The sequence below is a fragment of the Curtobacterium sp. NPDC089991 genome, assembly GCF_044748425.1.
GTDB lineage: Bacteria > Actinomycetota > Actinomycetes > Actinomycetales > Microbacteriaceae > Curtobacterium.
Window position 1 is genome coordinate 246032 of the sequence record NZ_JBIVGB010000002.1, and the last position, 14809, is coordinate 260840.

Consider the following 14809-nt stretch of genomic DNA (forward strand, 5'->3'; position numbering starts at 1 on the left):
GGCTCCAGGTCCACAGGTGTCCGACGGGCAGACACGGCACGGACCGCCTCGACGATCATCACGGCATGAACGAGAGCACCCACCGGCCACGCCTGCTCCGGGCGACAGCACTGGATCCGGCGAACGCAAGACTCCTGCAACGCAAGCATGCGTCGGGCACACTCGTCCGCCTGCTCGCTGGCGTGTACATCCCAGCGGACGAATGGGAGGCCCTCAGCCCTGTCGGCCAGCACCTCGCTCGCGCACGGGCGATCGCTCCACGGCTCCGAGTCGGGTCGGTGTTCTCGCACGTCACCGCCGCATTGATGCACGGGTGGCCGCTGGTCGGGACCGCTCCAGATCGCGTCCACGTCATCGACCCGGCGGTCCCGTCGATCCAGCACCGAGCAGGTCTCGTCCGGCACCCCTGCCCAGGGCCGCCCCTGAACGACTCGGTCGCCTTCAACGGTGTGCCGGTCACCGCCGCACTCGACACCGCGCTCGCGCTCATCACCTCGAGTGCACCCCACACCGCAGCGGTCGCCGTCGATGCGGCAGTCCGGCAGGGAGCGATCGCTCGCGACGACCTCCGCCGGTCTGTCCCGATCCGTCCAGCGCGCGGATCCGTGCGTGCGGAGACCGTGCTCGCTGCGTTGGACGCTCGACACGAGTCGGTCGGCGAGTCGTTCGCCGCGATCCGGTTCGTCCAGCTCGGACTGCCGCCGTGTGAGCCACAGGCCGAGTTCCGACACCGAGACGGCACCGTCGACCGCGTCGACTTCTGGTTCCCGACGTTGGGCGTGATCGTCGAGTTCGACGGGCGACAGAAGTACGTCGACCCGTCCATGCTGCGGGGGCGCGATCCTGCGGACGTGCTCTGGGCCGAGAAACGACGTGAAGACCGGCTCCGTGCGCTCCCCATCGTCCGCGCCGTCATCCGCGTCACCTGGTGGCACCTGGTCGAGCCCGATCGCCTCCGCGCGCTCTTCCGCTCGCACGGCATATCTTTCTGAGCAGTGCGATCTCACGCGCTGTGCGACACCTCACGCCACCGGCGACCCGCGAACTGTCGCTGAGCGCGAAAGGTCGCGCACGACGAAGGCCGCCACCCCGAGGGGCAGCGGCCTTCGTGAACCGAACGGTCGAGACTACGCGAGCTCGATCGTGGCGCCAGCGGCCTCGAGGGTCGCCTTCGCCTTCTCGGCGGTCTCCTTGTTCGCACCCTCGAGGATCTTGGCGTCGGCGGTCTCGACGAGCGCCTTCGCCTCACCGAGGCCGAGCGACGTCAGGCCACGGACCTCCTTGATGACCTGGATCTTCTTGTCACCAGCGGACTTGAGGATGACGTCGAACTCGGTCTTCTCCTCAGCGGCCTCGGCCGGGGCAGCGGCGGCCGGAGCGGCAGCAGCGGCCGGGGCAGCAGCGGTGACCTCGAAGACCTCTTCGAACTTCTTCACGAAGTCCGAGAGCTCGATGAGCGTGAGCTCCTTGAAGGCCTCGATGAGCTCGTCCTGCGAAAGCTTCGCCATGATTTTCTCCTACTACTCAGTAATACGTGTGGTTGTGGAACGCGAGCCTGATCAGGCCGCGGACTCCTGCTTCTCGCGAAGGGCGTCCACGGTGCGGACGGCCTGCGAGAGGGGGGCCTGGAACAGGTACGCAGCACCGAACAGCGAGGCCTTGAAGGCGCCGGCGAGCTTGCCGAGCAGAACTTCACGGGACTCGAGGTCGGCGAGCTTGTCCACCTCGGTCGCGGTGAGCGGGTTACCGTCGAAGTAACCGCCCTTCACCACGAGCTCGGGGTTCGCCTTGGCGAATGCACGCAGCGACTTCGCGACGGCGACGGTGTCACCGTGGACGAAGGCGAGAGCGGACGGACCGGCGAGTTCCTCGTCGAACGAGGAGATGCCGGCGTTGTTCGCCGCGATCTTGGTCAGCGTGTTCTTCACCACGGCGTACGTGGCGTGCTCACGGATCGAGTTGCGGAGCTCCTTGAGCTGCGCGACCGTGAGACCGCGGTACTCGGTGAGCAGAACGGCGTTCGAGCTACGGAAGGACTCCGTGAGCTCGGCGACCGCAGCTTCCTTGTTCGCCATGGTTCTCCTTGGGGGTTTCTTGCCGGTAGCCCCAGGTCCACGAACGAAAAAAGCTCCGGCGCAGAGGCTCGGAGCTGCTCTCACCAGATGGTGGGAGTGGTTCGGAACACCTGCGCGGGATGCCTCACGAGTGAGGACCTTCGGTCATGCTGCACGCAGCACGACATCCGGCGGTCTTTGGCTTCGAGAACAGTAGCAGATGCCGTGGACGAGACCAAACGGCGGACGGGAGGCGCGGTGCGGGCCCGCCCCGCACCTCCCCAGCGTCAGTGGGTCGCGTCCACCGCAGCGGGCGTCCCCGACCAATCAGCGGACACCGCAGCAGCGGCCGACGCGGCCGACTCCGACTCCGCCGCAGCCGACGGATCCACCGGCAGGTGCACCGTGAACACGGTGTCGCCCGGCACGCTCGCCACCTCGACGCTGCCGCCGTGCGCCTGCACGACCGCGTCCACGATCGCGAGCCCGAGCCCGGTCGACCCCACGGTGCGCGACCGGGAGCTGTCGGCACGGGCGAACCGCTCGAACAGCTTCGGCAGGAACTCCGGGTCGATGCCCTGGCCGGTGTCGCGCACGGTCAGGTCCACGCCGGGGCCGGACGGCGACGGCGCGAGGCCCACGGTGATGCGGGTGCCCTCTGGTGTGTGGGTCCTGGCGTTGGTGACGAGGTTCACGATCACCTGGTGCAGGCGCGCGGCGTCCCCCACGACCACGACGGGCGAGGACGGCACGTCGATCTCGATGACGTGCTCCGGCGATGCTGCGTGGGCGTCGTTGACGGCGTCGAGCACGAGGCCGGTCAGGTCGACCTCGTCGAACTGGATCTCGCGCCCCTCGTCGAGGCGGGCGAGGAGCAGCAGGTCCTCGACCATCGACGTCATCCGGATCGACTCGGACTCGATGCGGCTCATGGCGTAGACGACGTCCTTCGGCAGGTCACCGCCCATCCGACGGGTGAGTTCGGCGTACCCGCGGACCGAGGCGAGCGGGGTGCGGAGCTCGTGCGAGGCGTCCGCGACGAACTGCCGGACCTTCTGCTCGGAGCGTTCCCGGGCCTGCATCGCGCTGCCGATGTGCCCGAGCATCCGGTTGAAGGCGCTGCCGACCCGGCCCACCTCGGTGCGGGGGTCGGTGTCGGGCACGCGGACGCCGTCCAGGGCGTCACTGCGGTCGAGGGGCATCCGGGCCACGGTCGAGGCGGTCTCGGCGACGCGCTCGAGCGGGCGGAGCGAACGCCGGACCACGACGGCGGCGACGATCGACGCGGCGAGCAGCGCGGTGCCGACGACGATGACGACCACCCAGAACAGCGACCAGACGCTGGCGTAGACCGGGGCCATCGGCAGTCCGACGACCAGGACGGCGGGACCGACGGTGACGGCGGTGAGCCGGTAGCGCCCGATGTCCGAGCCGAGGTCGACGGTCTCCGGGTCGCCGCCCACGCGCACCTGGCCGAGGGCCGAGGCACTCGACTGCGTGATGGAGCTCGGTCGCCCGTAGTCGTCGAGGACGTTCGCGATGACGACCTGCCCGTCCACGAAGTAGGCGGTCAGGGTCCCCGCGGCCTGCCCCGACGGACGGGACAGGTCGATGCTCGGCTGCCCGCTCTGGTTCTGCTCGAGGTAGCGCTGCGCACGGTGGGTGGCGCTGGTGATCTGCTTGTCGATCGCACCGGTCTGGATCGACGAGAGCGCGATGATGCTCACCGCCCCGATCACCGCGCTGACGGCGACGACGAGGGCGACGATGCTCAGGACGAGCCGACGCCGGAGTGTCACGAGGTGGGCTTGATGACGTACCCGACGCCGCGCACCGTGTGGATCATCGGGGTCTCACCGGCGTCGATCTTCTTGCGCAGGTAGGAGATGTAGATCTCGACGACCGAGGACTTGCCGCCGAAGTCGTACGACCACACGCGGTCCAGGATCTGCGCCTTCGACAGCACGCGACGGGGGTTGCGCATCAGGAAGCGGAGGAGCTCGAACTCGGTGGCGGTCAGCTCGATCGGCCGGCCGGCACGGTGCACCTCGTACGACTCCTCGTCGAGCACCAGGTCGCCGACCACGATGCGGGAGTCGCCGGCCTCGGAGATCGAGATCTGCGAGCGGCGGATGAGGCCCCGCAGTCGCGCCACGACCTCCTCGAGGGAGAACGGCTTGGTGACGTAGTCGTCGCCGCCGGCGGTGAGCCCGGTCACGCGGTCCTCGACCGAGTCCTTCGCGGTGAGGAACAGCACCGGGGTGTCGTCGTTGTTCTGCCGCAGCCGGCTGAGCACCTGCAGGCCGTCGAGGTCCGGCATCATCACGTCGAGCACCATCGCGTCGGGCTTGAACTCCCGCGCCGTCGTCAGGGCGTCCTGCCCGCCGTTCGCGCTCTTGACGTCCCAGCCCTCGTAGCGGAGCGCCATGGACAACAGGTCGGTGAGGCTGGCTTCGTCGTCGACGACCAGGATGCGCAACGGGGTTCCGTCGGCACGCGTGAGGCGCGGGGCTGCTGCAGGCTGGGAGATGGTCACGTCTTCGAGTATCGAGGATTTCCTATGAGCTGTCTGTGGACCGCCCCTCCGCGCTCTGTGGATCGCTCCGAGGGCACTCGGCCGCGCCTTCGTAGGTTGGGGGGATGCTGCGATCCTCCGCTTGGCCACCGTCCGCCAGGCACGTCGACACCGCGGGGATCGAGGAGACGGCCGGGAGGCCCGGCTCGAGCCCGGCAGACCGTCTGACGGCCGCGCGCACACTCGCCGCCACCACCCCGCTCCTGTCCGCGGGGACCGCCGGCGGCTTCCTCGCCACGCTCGCCGCCGTCGCCGCGGGCGACGTCGCGACCGCCCGCACCGTCGAACCCCACCTCGACGCGCTCGGCATCCTGCAGCAGGCCGACGTGCCGGTCCCCGCTGATTCGACCTGGGGCGTCTTCGCTGCCGAGGGCCCGGGACTCCGCCTCGAGGCCGCGCTGCAGGACGACGGCACGGCGATCCTCACCGGCACGAAGCCGTGGTGCTCCCTTGCGTCGACGCTGTCGCACGCGCTGGTGACCGCGCACGCCGGCGACGACCGCGTCCTCGTCGCCGTGGACCTGCGCCAGGACGGCGTCACCGCGCACGACGAGGCCTGGGTCGCCCGGGGCATGCCCGACGTGCCGAGCGGCCCGGTGGACTTCGACGGTGCCACGGCACGGCTCGTCGGCGCACCCGGCTGGTACCTGCAGCGACCGGGCTTCGCGTGGGGCGGCATCGGCGTCGCCGCGTGCTGGTGGGGCGGTGCGGTGGGCCTCGGCCGGGTCCTGCGCGCGCTGGCCGCGGCCCACCCGGAGTCCGAACTGCTGCAGGCCGCGCTCGGTGCGACCGTGCTCGACCTCGCGGACGCCGAGGACGCCCTCGCCGACGCCGCCGCACTGATCGACCGGCCCCGGGAGCCCGACGCCGCCGAGGTCGACTGGCCGCTGCTCGCCCAGACGGTGCGCTCCCGGGTGCGCCGGGCGGTGGACGCCGTGCGCGAGCGGGTCGTCGCCACCGTCGGCCCGGCTCCCCTGACCTCGGACCCCGCGGTCGCGGCACGGGTCGCCGACCTCGAGCTCTACGTGCTGCAGGACCACGGGGCCCGCGACCTCGCCCGGATCGGCCGCATCGTGACGGAGCGCGGCGCTGTCGCGTGGTGAGCTTCGACCACCGCGAGCCGGGCACCGACCCCGCGGTGTGGACGCCGTTCCTCGACACATTGTCGGCCGCACCCGTCGACCTGGGCGGCATCGGCTCCGTGGTGGTCCTCGCGCCGCACCCCGACGACGAGACCCTCGGTGCCGGCGGGCTGATCGCGACCGCAGCCGACGCGGGACTCCCCACCCACGTCGTGCTCCTCACCCGCGGCGAGCGCTCGCACCCGGACTCCCCCACCACGACGGCGTCGGAGCTGGCCACCGTGCGCGACGACGAGTTCACCCGGGCCCTCGCCACGCTGCACCCCGGGGCGACGGCGTCGTCGGTCGGGATCCCTGACGGCGGGACGCGGGAGCACCGGGACGAGGTCACCGACGCCCTGCGGCGAGCGCTCGACGACGCCGCGCGGCCGACGCTCGTGGTGGCGCCGTGGCGCGGGGACGGTCACCGGGACCACCGCATCGCTGGTGAGGTCGCCGAAGCGGTGACCGCCGATGCCACCGGGGTGTCGCTGCTGACGTACCCGATCTGGGCGTGGCACTGGGACGAACCGTCCGCGTCCGCACAGCCGTGGGACCGAGCCCGGGTCCTGCCGTTGGCCGACGCCGTCCGGGAGCGGAAGCGCGCCGCCCTCGACGCCTACGCCTCGCAGATCCGCCCGCTGTCCGGAGCCGCCGGGGACGAGGCGATCATCGACGACCGGCACGCCGCGCACCACCTGCGGTCGGCCGAGTGGTTCTTCGCGCCCGAGCCGACGGCGTCGCGCTCGCGGGAGTCGTTCGACGCGCACTACGAGCGGAAGCCGGAGGGCTGGGACTTCGAGCGCTCCTGGTACGAACGCCGCAAGCGGGCGGTGACGCTCGCCGCGCTCCCCCGCGAGCGGTACCGGTCCGCGCTCGAGCTCGGCTGCGCCACGGGCGTCCTCACTGCAGCGCTCGCCGAACGGGCCGACGCCGTGCTCGGCACCGACATCTCGGCAGCGCCGCTGGACCGGGCTGCCGTCCGTGCGCCGGGGGCCCGGTTCGTGCGGGCCTCGTTGCCCGCCGAGTGGCCGTCGGGTCGGTGGGACCTCGTCGTCATGTCCGAGGTGGGCTACTACCTGTCCCCCGCCGACCTCGACGAGACGATCGACCGGGTGCTGGCGTCGCTCGACGACGACGGCGTGCTGGTCGCCTGCCACTGGCGCCACCCCGACGACGAGGCGGTGTCGAGCGGTGACGCGGTGGACGCCCGGCTCGCGGAACGGTGGCCACGACCGGCGCTCGTCCGCCACGTCGAACCGGACTTCGTGCTGAGCGTGCTGCCCGGCCCCGGCGTCGTGTCGGTCGCACGGGCCGAGGGACTCGTCCGGTGACCGCGCCCTCCGGCGTCACGCGGATCGACGTCGTGCTGCCCGCCCACGACGAGGAGGACCGCATTGCCGCCTGCCTCGACGCCCTGCTCGCCGCCCGCGCCCGACTCGGCGGGGAGCACCCCGACGTGGCGGTCTCGGTGACGGTCGTGCTCGACGGCTGCACCGACGACACGGCGACGGTCGTCGAGCGCTTCCCCGTCGACGTCGTCGCGACCGCCCACGTCGGCGTCGGTCGGGCGCGGACCATCGGGGCCACGCACGCGCTCCGGCAGCACCCCGCCGACCCGGCGTCCCGCTGGCTCGCCCACACCGACGCGGACTCGCGGGTGCCGGAGGGCTGGCTGGTCCAGCAGGCCGACGCCCTCCGCTCCGGGGCGCACGTGCTCGTCGGCGCCGTCGTCCCCGACCCGGACGACCTGGACCCGGTCGTGCTCGCCCGGTGGACGCAGGCGCACCCGCCCGGCGCCGCGCTCGGGCACGTGCACGGCGCGAACCTCGGCGTGCTGGCATCGGCGTACCTGGCGCTCGGCGGGTTCGACCCCGTCCCCGAGCACGAGGACGTCCGGCTCGTCGAGCGGGCGCACGCGATGGGGTTCCGCGTCGACGCGACGGTCGACCTGCCCGTGGTGACGAGCGGTCGGTTCGCCGGCCGGACGCCCGGCGGCTACGCGGAGCACCTGCGCCGGGAGTACGGCGACGCGAGCTGAGGGCCCCTTAGACAGCTCATAGGCTGCCGATGGGGCGGCCACTGACCGGCTGCCTACGTTCTCCTCCGTCGGCCCCGCCGTGCGCTCTGCGCGGCCGGTGACCCCAGCCGGCCACCACCGAGGAGAACCATGTTCCTGACGTACCTCAGGCGCGAACTCACGAACCGCAAGAAGCAGACCGTCATCATCGCGATCGGCATGGCGTTGGCCATCGCCCTCGTGGTCATCGTGTCCTCGATCGCCGGCGGCGTGAAGGCGGCCCAGTCCAGCGTCCTGCAGTCCGTGTACGGCGTCGGCACCGACATCACCGTCACGAAGACGACGACCCCGAGCGCGTCGGGCTCCGGTCGGCCGAGCTTCGACTTCGGCAGCCAGAGCGGTGACGACAGCGACAGCAGCGGTTCGACCGACCTGTCGCAGTCACGGCTCGCCGTCGCCCGCGGCACGAGCACGCTCAGCGCAGCGAACCTCACGACCGTGACGGGCACCGACGGCGTCAAGGCGGCGACCGGCGTCCTGACCCTCGAGAACAGCACGTTCTCGGGGCAGGTCCAGCAGTCGACCGACGGCAGCAGCACGGACAGCAGCAGCTCCGACAGCAGCAGCACGGACAGCTCCACCCAGCAGGGCCCGCCGAGCGGCGACTCCGGCCAGGGCGGCGGCGGCTTCGGCGGCGGCTCGTTCAACGTCGACTCGTTCACCGTGACGGGCATCCCGGTCTCCGGCGACGCCGTCGGCCCCCTGACCAGCACCGAGCTCACCAAGGGCCGCACGTTCACCGCGAAGGACGCCGGCAAGGACGTCGTCGTGCTGGACGCGTCCTACGCGAAGAGCGAGTCGAAGGCGGTCGGCGACACGGTCGACATCGGCGGCACCGACTTCGAGGTCATCGGCATCGTCACCTCGACCGGCTCGTCGTCGACGACCGGCTCGAACACCTACATCCCCCTCGACACCGCGCAGGCACTGGCGGACCTCGACGGCAAGGTCACCTCGATCTACGTGTCCGCCGAGTCCTCGTCGGACGTCAGCGCGATCAAGACCGCCCTGCAGCAGAAGCTCACCACCGCCACGGTCTCCACCGAGTCCGACCTGGCGTCGAGCGTCTCCGGTTCGCTGAGCACCGCGTCGAGCCTCGTCTCGAACCTCGGCACCTGGCTGTCGATCGTCGTGCTGGCGGCGGCGTTCCTCATCGCGATCCTCTTCACGATCTCCGGCGTCACGAGGCGCACCCGCGAGTTCGGCACCCTCAAGGCCATCGGCTGGTCGAACGGCCGCATCACCCGGCAGGTCGCCGGCGAGTCCCTCGTGCAGGGCCTCATCGGCGGTGTCCTCGGCGCAGCAGCCGGCCTGATCGGCATCCTCGTGGTGAACATCATCAGCCCGACCATCTCGGCGAGCGCCTCGAGCACGACCGGCGGTGGCGGCGCAGGTGGCGGTGGCATGCCCGGTGGCGCGGCGACCGCGGCCGCGGGCAGCGGCACGACGGGCGGCGCCCCGGCCGGCGGCTTCGGCGGCGGCGCGAGCACCGCGTCGACGACCGACGTGGTCCTGCACGCCCCGGTGACCGTCGAGGTGATCCTGCTGGCGATCGGCCTCGCGATCCTCGGTGGCCTCATCGCCGGCGCTCTCGGCGGCTGGCGCGCGAGCAAGCTCCGTCCGGCCGAGGCCCTGCGGAGCGTGGCCTGATGCCCGGCCCCGCCACGGGCGCGGTGCCGACCACCGGACCCGCACCGACCCCGAGCACGCGACCAGAAGGAGTGACCGTGACCAGCACCGACACCGCACCCGGCCAGGCGGAGGCGAGCCGCGCCTCCAGTCCGATGTACCGGCTGACCAACGTCAGCAAGACGTACAAGCAGAAGAACCGCACCGTCACCGCCCTGACGAACGTGGACCTGACGATCCCGCAGGGACAGCTCGTGGCGATCCAGGGGCCGACCGGCGGCGGAAAGTCGACGCTGCTGCAGATGCTCGGGGCACTCGACCGGCCGACGGCCGGCTCGATCCACCTCGGCGGCGACCGCGACGTGGCGAAGCTCGGCGACCGTGCGCTGACCGACCTGCGGGCGACCGAGATCGGCTTCGTGTTCCAGAGCTTCAACCTCATCCCGACGCTGACGGCGCTCGAGAACGTCGAGACGGCGTTCGCGGGGTCGCTCGCGAACCGGGCACGTTCGGAGATCCGCGAGCGGGCCACGGCGGCGCTCCGCGAGGTCGGGCTCGGCGAGCGGATGGAGCACCTGCCGGCCGAGCTCTCCGGCGGGCAGCAGCAGCGCGTGGCGATCGCCCGTGCCCTGGTGAAGAACCCGAGCGTGCTGCTGGCGGACGAGCCGACCGGCGCGCTCGACGAGGGCACCCGCGACGAGATCATGGGGCTCATCGAGAAGCAGTGGAAGGAACGCGGGCTGACGGTCGTCATCGTCACGCACGACTCGTGGGTGGCGAAGCGGGCCGAGCGTCGCCTGCACCTCAAGCAGGGGCAGGTGCGCGAGGTCTGAGGTGACCCGAGTCTCGCGGTGGGCGACAGTCCTCGTGGCCACGAGCCCGAGGACTGTCGCTCAGACCGAGTCTCGACCCACGGGGTAGTCGCAGTAGGCGAACCAGCGGGAGTCCGGCGACCACGGCGGGACGTTGACCGTGCCCTGGCCGCCGTCGAGCACGACGAGGGTCTCCGGCACCGGCATGATCCGGGCGCCGCGGACGAGCACCCCGGGCAGCCGCCGCAGTTCCACGCGGTGGTCGGCCGGGTGGCCCTGCACGCCCGGCTCGTAGGACAGGTAGAGCAGGTGCTCCCCGTCCGGCGAGACGTGCGGGAACCAGTTCACCCGGTCGTCGTTCGTGATCCGGACCGGGTCGGTCGCCCCCGGCCAGAGCGCGACGAGCTGCGCGGTGCCCGGCGTGAACCGCTCCGAGTTCCACACGAGCATCTCGCCCGCGAACGAGACGCCGTCGTCGGGGTGCTCGTCGCGGGTCAGGAACGTCGGTTCGCCGGTGGCGGGGTCGACGAGTGCGACGTCGGTGGTCCAGACGCCCGCCTCGGTGCGCTCCCCGACGATCGCCGCGAGGGTCTCCCCGTCCGGGGCGATGCCGTGCAGGTAGAACTTCCGGACGACCGGCAGCGCGGTGGTGACGTCGGTGAGGGTCGCGGCCGCTCCCCCGGCCGGCACGGGCACCCGGTACAGGTCCCCGTCGCGGCCGCTCACCACGACCGACTTGCCCGAGGGGTCGAGCACGTGGTCGTTGTTGATCTCGGGGACGCCCGGCATCGGCACCGGGACGAGCGCGGTCTCGTCGAGGACCTGTGCGCCGTCGGCGAGCGGAAGCAGCCACAGGTCACCGTTCCCGTTCAGCAGGATCGTGCCGTCGTCGAGCACGTTCGGCGCCTCGACGAGCACCGTCCTCGACTCGAACACCAGCCGCGATGTCCGCGACTCGAGGTCGTACACGTGCACCCGGCTGGTCTGTCCTGGCAGCAGTTGCCGCCCACGCGCTCCACTCATGCGCCCCATCCTGCCCGGTGGCACGGACCGGTACGCGAAAGCGACAGATTCCCGGCGATGTTCGCCGGGAATCTGTCGCTTTCGCGGAGCTGGAGCTGGAGCTGGGGTCGAGCCAGCTGCCTACTTCACCGCACCGGCGGTCAAGCCGGCCACGAACTGACGCTGCACGATGAGGAACGCGATCACCACGGGGATGGACACGACCAGGGACGCGGCCATGATCTGGTTCCAGTACACGTTCGTCTGCGTGGAGTACTGCTGCAGACCGACCGCCAGGGTCTGCCCGTCGCCGTTGGTCATGACCGAGGCGAAGAGCACCTCGCCCCAGGCCGTCATGAACGAGTAGATGCCGACCGCCACCAGACCCGGACGGGCCGAGGGCAGGATGACCCGGAACAGGGCACCCATCGGGCCGGAACCGTCGACCATCGCGGCCTCGTCGAGCTCACGCGGGATCGTCTCGAAGTAGCCGGCGAGCATCCAGATCGAGAACGGGAGCGTGAACGTCAGGTACGTGATGATCAGGCCGGTCCAGCTGCCGACGAGCTGGATGCCGAGCGAGTTCCCGAGGTTCGTGAAGATGAGGAACAGCGGGAGCAGGAACAGCACGCCGGGGAACATCTGGGTGGAGAGCACCGCGGTGGTGAAGGTGCTCTTGCCCTTGAAGTTCCAGCGCGAGACACCGTAGGCGGCGAACGTCGCGATGATCAGCGAGAACACCGTGGCGACCGTGCAGACCACGAGCGAGTTCACGAAGTACTTGCCGAGCGGCACCGTCGACCACATGTCGATGAACGGCTGGATGGTGATGTTGGTCGGGATCCACGTGAAGTCGTTCTGCACGTCACCGAGCGGCTTGATGGCCGTGGTGATCATCACGTAGAGGGGCACGACCGTGAACAGGGTCAGGATGACCAGGGTCACGACCTTGAAGGACTTGGCGCCGAATGTCTCACGCACGGACGGACCTCCGGTTGGTCACGGCGAGGTAGATGCCGGTGACGATGAGCAGGAAGATGAGGAGCAGGACGCTCATCGCGGCACCGGAGCCGAAGTTCCAGGTGATGAAGGACGCGTTGTAGATGTGGAAGCTCAGCAGGTCCGCGGCCGGGGGCTGCGCGGTCGAGCCGAACAGCACGAACGGCGTGTTGAAGTCGTTGAAGGTCCAGAGGAACATCACGAGCACGAGCGTCACGTTGACCGGGCGGACCATCGGCAGCGTGATCGAGCGCCACTGCCGGAACGGCTTCGCACCGTCGACCGAGGCGGCCTCGTACACGTCGTTCGGCACGGACTGCAGGCCGGCCATCAGCATCAGGAAGGCGAAGGGCCAGGTCTTCCAGATCGCGACGACGACGACGGAGACGAAGGCGTTCGAGCCGATCAGCCAGAACGGGCCGGTGCCGTTGAACAGGTGCAACTGGTCGACCAGGACGTGGTTCACGGCGCCGGAGTCACGCTGGAACATGAACTTCCAGGTGATGATGCCGGCGTACATCGGCAGCGCGTAGGGCACCAGGAACAGGGTGCGGAACAGCCCGCGGCCCCTGAACGGCTTCTGCAGTGCGACCGCGGCGGCCATGCCGAAGGTCCAGGACAGGCCGACGACGAGCACCGTGAAGCCGCAGGTGATCAGGAAGGAGTGCAGGACGCCCTTGCCGATCGCCTGGTCGAAGTCGACGACGACCGAGTAGTTGTGCAGTCCCGCGAAGGGTGCAGCGCCCCAGTTGGCGATGAAGTACTTGGTGAGCTGGATGAACGAGATCCAGATGCCGGTGAGCATCGGGACGATGTGGATGAGCAGCTCGAACAGGATGGCCGGCGCGACGAGCGCGTAGGGCAGCCAGTTGGTCTTGCGCTTGCGACCTGGCGGACGGCCCGACAGCGTCGAGCCCTTCGTGTGCGTCAGGTCGATGCGCTCCGCATCGGGCAGGACCGTCGTGGACATGGGCGGGGGCCTTTCGGCAGGAGGGGGTTCGGGTGCTTCGCACTCCGGTCCGTGGCAGCGGACGGGAGGCACGGCGTGCGTGAGACGGGACGCTCACTGCCGGCGGATGGCCGGCTCTGGGGCTGTGGGGCCGGTGACGACCTGCCCCGGCGCGTCCGGCTGTGGACGCGAGGGGTGGAGGCCCGGGGACGTCCTTGCGGACGCGCCCCGGGCCTCCTGGCTGGATCAGCCGTTCGCCTGGGACACCTGGTCCTGGGCGGTCTGCAGCGCGGTCTTGATGTCGCTGTCGGACACGGAGCCGCCGGTGGCGATCTTGGCGAACATGTCGTTCATCGCCTTGCCGACGGTGGACTCGAACTGGTCCTCGGCGGGGACCAGCGGGAGGGGCTTGGCCTTGTTGTTGTAGATGTCGAGGAACGTCTTCGTCTGCTCGTCGGTGACCGAGTCAGCCGCGGCCGCGAGCACCGGGAGGGCCGAGTACGGCTTGTCGAGCGTGGTCTGCGTGTCCGCGCTCGTCATGTACTTGACGAACTTGAGCGCGCCGTCCTTGTTCTTCGTGTTCTTGAAGATCGACAGGTTGATGCCGGCCGGGAACGACGCGATGTCCGCGCCGTCAGCGGTGGTCGGGAACGGCACGACGCCGAACTCGTCCGTCTTCATGCCCTGCGAGGTGATCGTCGCGTTCGCGTTGTTCTGCGTCAGCATCATCGCGGCCTTGCCGTTCGCGAAGTCCGAGACGGCCTGCGTGCCGTTGTCGTACTGCGCGTTCGAGGTGTTGACGACCTTGTCGGACTGCATCAGGTCGAGGTAGCGCTTGATGCCGTCGACGTTCGCCTTGTCGGTGAAGGTCGGCTTGCCGTCCTTGTCGAACCACTCGCCACCGTTCTGCGCCGAGGTGATGAACGCGAAGTGCGAGTTCTCGGTGTACGAACCACCGGCGATGGTGAAGCCGTACTTGCCGCCGGTCGTGAGCTTCTTGGCGTCCGCCGTGAGGTCTTCCCACGTGGTCGGCGCCTCGAGGCCGGCGTCCTTGAACATGGACTTGTTGTAGTACAGGCCGTACGCGAGGCCGTAGAGCGGGACGCTCGTGACGGTCTTGCCGGGGGCGCCACCGGTGGAGAGCGCGACCTTGCCGAACTTGTCGGCACCGCCGATCGCCTTCATCTCGGAGTCGCCGTACTCCTGGAACGCACCGGTTGCCTGGAGCGAGGTGGCCCAGGTGTTGCCGATGTTGACGACGTCCGGGCCCTGGCCCGAGGTGACGGCGGTCTGGATCTTCGTCTGCAGGTCGTTCCAGCCGATGACCTGGAGGTCGACCTTGATGCCGGTCTCCTTCGTGAACTTCTTGAGGACGGGGGTCAGCACCTCCTTGTCGTTCTGGAGCGACGTGCCCTGGTTGGACGCCCAGTAGGTGAGCGTCTTGGAGTCGCCGGAGGAACCGGACGATCCGGAGGAGCAGGCTGCGAGGCCGGTCACGGTGAGTGCGGCGGCCGCGGTGATGGCCAGTGCGCGGATGGCAGTGCGCATGACTCTCTACTTTCTCGTCGTTGAGATGGTGCAGGGGTGG

At 70.2% G+C, this 14809-nt stretch carries 14 protein-coding genes; 6 read left to right on the forward strand and 8 right to left on the reverse strand.

Annotated elements, in window-relative coordinates; translation table 11 throughout:
- Positions 1–65: 65 nt before the first annotated feature.
- Positions 66–992, forward strand: coding sequence for a hypothetical protein (locus ACIPV1_RS06230; RefSeq protein WP_402725966.1), 927 nt, complete (start codon positions 66–68; stop codon positions 990–992).
- 135 nt (positions 993–1127) lie between these two features.
- On the opposite strand, the gene rplL is transcribed toward ACIPV1_RS06230, so the two are convergent.
- The 4 genes from rplL to ACIPV1_RS06250 form a co-directional block, all read right to left on the reverse strand.
- Complete coding sequence (rplL, locus tag ACIPV1_RS06235) at positions 1128–1508, reverse strand: 50S ribosomal protein L7/L12 (protein ID WP_123938632.1); 381 nt, start codon at positions 1506–1508, stop codon at positions 1128–1130.
- A gap of 51 nt (positions 1509–1559) precedes the next feature.
- Positions 1560–2075 carry a 50S ribosomal protein L10 gene (gene rplJ / locus ACIPV1_RS06240; RefSeq protein WP_123292121.1) on the reverse strand — a complete coding sequence of 172 codons (516 nt, stop codon included), beginning with the start codon at positions 2073–2075 and terminating at the stop codon, positions 1560–1562.
- A gap of 266 nt (positions 2076–2341) precedes the next feature.
- Positions 2342–3853, reverse strand: a complete 1512-nt coding sequence (locus tag ACIPV1_RS06245) for an ATP-binding protein (RefSeq protein WP_402725967.1) — start codon at positions 3851–3853, stop codon at positions 2342–2344.
- Positions 3850–4590 (reverse strand): response regulator transcription factor, encoded by a 741-nt coding sequence (locus tag ACIPV1_RS06250; protein WP_017888661.1) that lies wholly within the window; start codon positions 4588–4590, stop codon positions 3850–3852. The genes ACIPV1_RS06245 and ACIPV1_RS06250 overlap by 4 nt, the downstream gene beginning before the upstream one ends.
- A 104-nt stretch (positions 4591–4694) precedes the next feature.
- Between ACIPV1_RS06250 and ACIPV1_RS06255 the strand changes: the two genes are divergently transcribed.
- The 5 genes from ACIPV1_RS06255 (at position 4695) to ACIPV1_RS06275 (ending at position 10292) form a co-directional block, all read left to right on the forward strand.
- Positions 4695–5732: an acyl-CoA dehydrogenase gene (locus tag ACIPV1_RS06255; protein ID WP_402725968.1), complete on the forward strand. Its 1038-nt coding sequence runs from the start codon at positions 4695–4697 to the stop codon at positions 5730–5732.
- Positions 5726–7084 carry a PIG-L family deacetylase gene (locus tag ACIPV1_RS06260; RefSeq protein WP_402725969.1) on the forward strand — a complete coding sequence of 453 codons (1359 nt, stop codon included), beginning with the start codon at positions 5726–5728 and terminating at the stop codon, positions 7082–7084. The genes ACIPV1_RS06255 and ACIPV1_RS06260 overlap by 7 nt, the downstream gene beginning before the upstream one ends.
- Entirely contained in the window at positions 7081–7791 is a 711-nt protein-coding gene (locus ACIPV1_RS06265; RefSeq protein ID WP_243698065.1) for a glycosyltransferase family 2 protein, read from the forward strand. The genes ACIPV1_RS06260 and ACIPV1_RS06265 overlap by 4 nt, the downstream gene beginning before the upstream one ends.
- 129 nt (positions 7792–7920) lie before the next feature.
- The gene (locus ACIPV1_RS06270) at positions 7921–9480 is read left to right on the forward strand and encodes an ABC transporter permease (RefSeq protein WP_402725970.1); all 1560 of its coding nucleotides are present in this window, start codon (positions 7921–7923) and stop codon (positions 9478–9480) included.
- A gap of 134 nt (positions 9481–9614) precedes the next feature.
- Positions 9615–10292: an ABC transporter ATP-binding protein gene (locus ACIPV1_RS06275; RefSeq protein WP_111084468.1), complete on the forward strand. Its 678-nt coding sequence runs from the start codon at positions 9615–9617 to the stop codon at positions 10290–10292.
- A 60-nt stretch (positions 10293–10352) separates the two neighbouring features.
- Here the strand turns inward: ACIPV1_RS06275 and ACIPV1_RS06280 are convergent, their stop codons facing one another.
- From ACIPV1_RS06280 to ACIPV1_RS06295, 4 genes are all read right to left on the reverse strand, one after another.
- Positions 10353–11294, reverse strand: coding sequence for a hypothetical protein (locus ACIPV1_RS06280; RefSeq protein WP_134194983.1), 942 nt, complete (start codon positions 11292–11294; stop codon positions 10353–10355).
- Positions 11295–11414: 120 nt separating this feature from the next.
- Complete coding sequence (locus ACIPV1_RS06285) at positions 11415–12254, reverse strand: carbohydrate ABC transporter permease (RefSeq protein ID WP_111084253.1); 840 nt, start codon at positions 12252–12254, stop codon at positions 11415–11417.
- Positions 12247–13242: a carbohydrate ABC transporter permease gene (locus tag ACIPV1_RS06290; RefSeq protein WP_111084254.1), complete on the reverse strand. Its 996-nt coding sequence runs from the start codon at positions 13240–13242 to the stop codon at positions 12247–12249. The genes ACIPV1_RS06285 and ACIPV1_RS06290 overlap by 8 nt, the downstream gene beginning before the upstream one ends.
- 225 nt (positions 13243–13467) lie before the next feature.
- Entirely contained in the window at positions 13468–14769 is a 1302-nt protein-coding gene (locus ACIPV1_RS06295) for an ABC transporter substrate-binding protein (protein ID WP_123938625.1), read from the reverse strand.
- Between the last annotated feature and the right edge of the window lie 40 nt (positions 14770–14809).

What these genes read in the sequence shown, in the direction of transcription:
- ACIPV1_RS06230 (WP_402725966.1), top strand. Translation starts at nt 66, where the DNA reads ATGAACGAGAGCACCCACCGGCCACGCCTGCTCCGGGCGACAGCACTG.
- rplL (WP_123938632.1), bottom strand. Translation starts at nt 1,508, where the DNA reads ATGGCGAAGCTTTCGCAGGACGAGCTCATCGAGGCCTTCAAGGAGCTC.
- rplJ (WP_123292121.1), bottom strand. Translation starts at nt 2,075, where the DNA reads ATGGCGAACAAGGAAGCTGCGGTCGCCGAGCTCACGGAGTCCTTCCGT.
- ACIPV1_RS06255 (WP_402725968.1), top strand. Translation starts at nt 4,695, where the DNA reads ATGCTGCGATCCTCCGCTTGGCCACCGTCCGCCAGGCACGTCGACACC.
- ACIPV1_RS06270 (WP_402725970.1), top strand. Translation starts at nt 7,921, where the DNA reads ATGTTCCTGACGTACCTCAGGCGCGAACTCACGAACCGCAAGAAGCAG.
- ACIPV1_RS06275 (WP_111084468.1), top strand. Translation starts at nt 9,615, where the DNA reads ATGTACCGGCTGACCAACGTCAGCAAGACGTACAAGCAGAAGAACCGC.
- ACIPV1_RS06280 (WP_134194983.1), bottom strand. Translation starts at nt 11,294, where the DNA reads ATGAGTGGAGCGCGTGGGCGGCAACTGCTGCCAGGACAGACCAGCCGG.
- ACIPV1_RS06290 (WP_111084254.1), bottom strand. Translation starts at nt 13,242, where the DNA reads ATGTCCACGACGGTCCTGCCCGATGCGGAGCGCATCGACCTGACGCAC.
- ACIPV1_RS06295 (WP_123938625.1), bottom strand. Translation starts at nt 14,769, where the DNA reads ATGCGCACTGCCATCCGCGCACTGGCCATCACCGCGGCCGCCGCACTC.